The sequence below is a fragment of the Streptomyces carpinensis genome (genome assembly GCF_002154505.1).
Lineage (GTDB): Bacteria > Actinomycetota > Actinomycetes > Streptomycetales > Streptomycetaceae > Streptomyces > Streptomyces carpinensis.
Map to the genome: position 1 here is coordinate 1 of NZ_MUBM01000423.1, position 5,009 is coordinate 5,009.

At 71.4% G+C, this 5,009-nt stretch carries 3 protein-coding genes and 1 pseudogene; all 4 read right to left on the reverse strand.

Annotation, left to right across the window (positions count from 1 at the left end; genetic code table 11):
* Positions 1 to 596, reverse strand: a pseudogene (locus tag BZY54_RS41620) (SGNH/GDSL hydrolase family protein); the annotation flags it as partial.
* A 159-nt stretch (positions 597 to 755) separates the two neighbouring features.
* Positions 756 to 2,270: a sodium:solute symporter family protein gene (locus BZY54_RS41625; protein WP_086730561.1), complete on the reverse strand. Its 1,515-nt coding sequence runs from the start codon at positions 2,268 to 2,270 to the stop codon at positions 756 to 758.
* A gap of 146 nt (positions 2,271 to 2,416) precedes the next feature.
* Entirely contained in the window at positions 2,417 to 3,691 is a 1,275-nt protein-coding gene (locus tag BZY54_RS41630) for a glucarate dehydratase family protein (RefSeq protein WP_086730562.1), read from the reverse strand.
* Complete coding sequence (locus tag BZY54_RS41635; RefSeq protein WP_208640927.1) at positions 3,688 to 4,662, reverse strand: 5-dehydro-4-deoxyglucarate dehydratase; 975 nt, start codon at positions 4,660 to 4,662, stop codon at positions 3,688 to 3,690. The genes BZY54_RS41630 and BZY54_RS41635 overlap by 4 nt, the downstream gene beginning before the upstream one ends.
* Between the last annotated feature and the right edge of the window lie 347 nt (positions 4,663 to 5,009).

A 5,009-nucleotide genomic window follows, 5' to 3' on the forward strand; every position in this document is an offset into this window, starting at 1 on the left:
TGCTCGCCGGCGAGCATGTAGGACGTCGTGCGCGATCCCGGGTGTGAGGTGATGGAGGTGGAGGCCTGGCCGTCGGCGAGGTAGAGGGTCACGGTGAGGTTGGTTCCGGGCCGGACGTCGAAGTCCAGCGGGTCGCTGACCGCCTGGGCGCCCATCGGGACGTCGAAGCCCGGTCGGCCGCCGAACGTCACCGGCCGGGCGCTGCCGGGCACGATCGCACCGACGCCCGCCTTGCCGTCGGCCGGGCGTGCCACGGAGACACCGGTGATGGGCAGGTCGGTGCCGCCGAACGCGTTGGAGAAGCGCAGCCGCAGGTGCTGCCCGCCCACCGAGACGTGCACGGTCTGGCGCAGCGTGGCGTGCTCGAACACGCGGTCGGTCTCGGTGAAGGGCGCGGGCGGCATGTTGCCGGCCTCGGTCAACTGGGGCATGGACGCCCAGGTGTCCACCCAGTGACCGCTCTCGGTCGTGGCGGCTGCGGCGGCCTGCGCGGACCGGGGTGCCGCGTCGCCCGTACCGGACGCCGGGTGCGTGGTGAAGCCCGCCGCGCCGACGACCAGCGCGACGGCGACGCTCACCAGCGAGGATCTCTTCATCCGCGGATTACCTCCATCTGTTTTCGGTGGCCGGGTGGTGCCGGGTGGTGCCGGGTGGTGCCGGGTGGTGCCGGGTGGTGCCGGGTGGTGCCCGGAGAGCCCCGGTGGAGCCGGGTGGTGCCCGGAAAGCCCCGGTCGAGCCGGAAGAGCCGGAAACCGTCAGGCCTGCTCCGCCAGCGGGTTCAGGGCGGCGGTCTCGGGGCCGGGCTCCGGGCCGGAGACCGCCGCCACGACGGCGTCGGCGTCCTCGTCCGGTTCCGGCAGCAGCAGGCCGAGGCCGATGTACACGACGAGCGAGGTGACCAGCGGGGTGACGACCACGGTGGTCTGCGAGGCCCCGTCCAGGCCGTACTTGACGAGGAAGTAGCCACCGAGGCCGAGCGCCCAGGAGGCGAGGGCGGCGCGGGGACCGCAGCGGCGGAAGGCCGGCAGCAGGCCCAGCAGCATGGGGATGGAGATCGGGCCCATGACGGCCGCGACCATGCCGACGATGATCCCGAGGACTCCGCCGAAGTGGTCGGCCTCGATGGCCACGACCATGGAGACGGTGATGAAGACGACCGTGACCACCCGGGCCACGCGCAGGCCGCGCTCGGTGCTCGCGTCGCGGAAGCCGGGGAGCAGGGCGGGCAGGATGTCACGGGTGACCACGGCCGAGATGGCGTTCGCGTCGGAGGAGGCCATGGCCATGGTGTGGGAGAACATTCCGGCCAGGGTGAGGCCCACCAGACCCATCGGCAGGTAGGACTGCGCCATCAGCGCGTACGTCTGCTGCGGGTCCTTGATATGCGGCATGAGCACCGGCGCGGCGACCGCGGGCAGCAGCAGCACGGCGGGCCAGACCAGGTACAGGGTGGCCGACAGCCCGGCCGAGCGGCGGGCGGCACGCGGTGAGTCGGTGGCCATGTAGCGCTGGGCCAGGTTCCACATGCCGCCGTTGTACTCGAAGAGCTTCACGACGACGTACGCGGTGAGGAAGCCGGCCGTGTAGGGACCCACGAGCGGGTGCGTGTGACCGGACGGCAGCCGGTGCCACAGGCTGCCGAGGCTCGACACGCCGCCGAGCCGGTCGAGGACCACCCACATCATCGACAGCGCGGCCACACCCTGGATGACGAACTGGCCGAACTCGGTGAGGGCGTCCGCCCACAGACCGCCGACCGTGCAGTACAGCAGGGTGACGACGCCGGTCAGCAGGATGCCGTTGGTCATCGACATGCCGGTGAAGACCTTCAGGAGCACCGCCACCGAGGCCCATTTGGCGGCGACGTCGAAGACCTTGAGCAGGGCACCGCTCCAGGCCAGTGCCTGCTGGGTGGGGATGTCGTAGCGGCGGGCGAGGTACTCCAGCGGGGAGGCCACCTTGTAGCGCCGTTGCAGCCGGTTCCACCGGGGGGCGAAGAGCCAGGCGCCGACGCCGGTTCCGAGGGCGAGCGGCAGGAACGCCCAGACGTAGACGGTGATGCCGTAGTTGTAGGCGACGGCGGCGTAGGCGACGAACACGGCGGCGCTGTAGCCGGACATGTGGTGCGAGATGCCGGTCAGCCACCAGGGCATCCTGCCGCCGCCGGTGAAGTAGTCGGAGACGTCGTTGACGCGCCGGTGCGACCACACTCCGATGAGGAGCATCACCAGGAAGTAGGCGCCGACGGCGGCCCAGTCGAGCCAGTGCATGGGAGGACCTTCTTGTCGCGAGGAGGTTCGGGGACAGGGTCAGGGGTGCGAAGGCCCTCGGGGCGTGGCCGTCGGGGGCGCGAGGAGGACTCCGGTCACATGGCGGGCGCTTCGGGGTCGAGAGGGCCGACGGGTGCGGCCCGGGGTCACCAGCGCGGGGACTTCTTCTCGTACGACGGATCCAGCCGGCGCATGTAGCCGGTGTCGTCCCGGTTGCGCAGGCCGCAACGCACGTACTGCTCGTGCAGCCGGGCCAGCGCGTCGCGGTCCAGTTCCACGCCGAGGCCCGGGGCGCGGGGCACGGCGACCGAGCCGTCACGGAAGCCGAGCGTGCCGGGGACGACCACGTCCTCCGCCGGGTCCTTCCACGGCCAGTGCGTGTCGCAGGCGTAGGTGAGGTTCTCCGTGGCGGCGGCCAGGTGGGTCATCGCGGCCAGGCTGATGCCGAGGTGGGAGTTGGAGTGCATGGACAGGCCCAGACCGAAGGTGTCGCAGATTCCCGCGAGCAGCTTGGAGCGGTGCAGACCGCCCCAGTAGTGGTGGTCGGAGAGCACGACCTGCACCGCGTCGCCGCGCACCGCGGAGGGCAGTTCGTCGAAGGCGACCACACACATGTTGGTGGCCAGCGGCATCGCCGCCTCGCGGGCGACGCGGGCCATGCCCTCCTGGCCGGGCGTGGGGTCCTCCAGGTACTCCAGGACCCCTTCCAGGTCGCGGGCCACCTTCAGCGAGGTCTCCACGGTCCAGGCGGCGTTGGGGTCCAGGCGCAGCGGGACGCCGGGGAACGCCTCCCGCAGGGCCAGGACCGCCTCCACCTCCTGCTCGGGCGGCATGACGCCGCCCTTGAGTTTGATCGCCGTGAAGCCGTACTCCCGCACCATGCGCCGGGCCTGTGCGACGATGCCCTCCGGGTCCAGGGCGGGGCCCCAGTCGTCGGGCTCGTGGCCCGGGTGCGCGGCCCACTTGTAGAAGAGGTAGGCGCTGAACGGCACCCGGTCGCGGACGGCGCCGCCGAGCAGGTCGCAGACCGGGCGGCCGGCGGCACGGCCCCGGATGTCCAGGCAGGCCACCTCGAACGGGGCGAAGACCCGGTCCACCGTGCTGCTCGTGGTGATCATGCCGGTCAGTCCGTGGCCGTCGCCGCCGCTGTCCCCGCCGAGCACCCCGGCGATCCGCCGGTGCATCGGGCCGAGTTCGTGGACGTCCATCCCGGTGATCGCGTCGGCGGCCGCGCGCAGCCTGCGCAGGTGGCCCTCGTCGGCGTAGGTCTCGCCCAGTCCGGTGACGCCCTGATCGGTCGTCACCTCGACGACGGCGCGCAGCGCGTAGGGCTCGTGGACGCCGACGGCGTTGAGGAGGGCGGGGTCCTTGAACGCCACGGGGGTGATGTCGACACGGGTGATCCGCAGCCCTTCGCTCATCGGACCGCCGCCTGGGCGGTCACGGCGGCCCCGCCGGCCGGGAGGGCATCTGTGAGGAGGGCCGAGCCCCTTGCGATGAGCTCTTCCAGCTCGGCCAGATGCTCGGGCGCCGGATCGGCCAGCGGCGGACGCACGCCGCCCACGTCCAGTCCCCTCAGCCGGACGCCCGCCTTGACCAGGGCCACCGAGTAGCCGGGAACGCGCTCGCGCAGCGTGATCAGGGGATGGAAGAAGCCGGCGAGCAGCCGCTGCACCGTGTCGTCGTCCCCCGCGGTGACGGCCCGGTGGAAGGCGAGGGCGATCTTTGGTGCGAAGCAGAAGACCGCCGAGGAGTAGAGCCCGACGCCGATGCCCCGGTAGGCGAGTACCGTTCCCTCGGCGGTGGGCATCCCGTTGAAGAACTGGAAGTCCCTGCCGCCGGTGGCCGGATCGGACCGCACCGCGGTGACGATCCGCGCGAGCAGGTCCAGGTCGCCGGTGCCGTCCTTCAGGCCCACCACCTGCGGCAGGCGGGCCACTTCGAGGGCCGAGGGGACGTCGAACCGGGCCGTGCCGCGCTGGTAGACGATCGCCGGCAGCGACGTGGCCGCCAGCACCTGGCGCACGTAGGCCACCAGTCCGGCCGGCGGTCCCGCCACCAGGTACGGGGGCATCAGCAGCAGCCCGTCCGCACCGGCCTCCTCCGCGGCCTGCGCGTACTGCCGGGCCAGGGGCAGCGGACCCCCCGCGCCGGCGAAGACCGGGACCCGGCCGCCGGCCACCTCCACCGCGGTGCGCACCGCAGCGGCGAACTCCTGCACCCCGAGCGCGTGGAACTCCCCCGTTCCGCATGCGGCGAACACCCCGCCCGCGCCGGCCCCGATCCCGGACTCAAGATGGACCGAAAGTTTCGAAATATCTACCGACCCATCTGCCGTGAAGGGAGTGACCGGGAAGAACAGAATGCCCTCGAGCACGGTGACCTCACTCAACGATGATCACATATGTGAACGCACATCAAGAGTACGAATGACTCGAGGGAATGTAAGGTCGGCCGTTCACCAGGGTCAAGGCGTATGCAGGGCACAATTCACGGACCGGCGAACGCGCGACGGTCACTAGGAGCGCCCAGCTGGAGTTCACCGAGGTCGGCCGCAAGGTGACCGATCAAGCCCCGAAACTTTCGAACTACCCGGCCGGCCATCTAACCGGCCGGAGTATCCCGAGCAACTGCCGGACCAGCTCGTCGACGACCTCCGTCGGTTAGCCGTACACATGCTCGTCCCTCAACCGCTCGCCCTTGCCCGTCAGCCCCTCACCCCCTCGACAGCCTCCACCG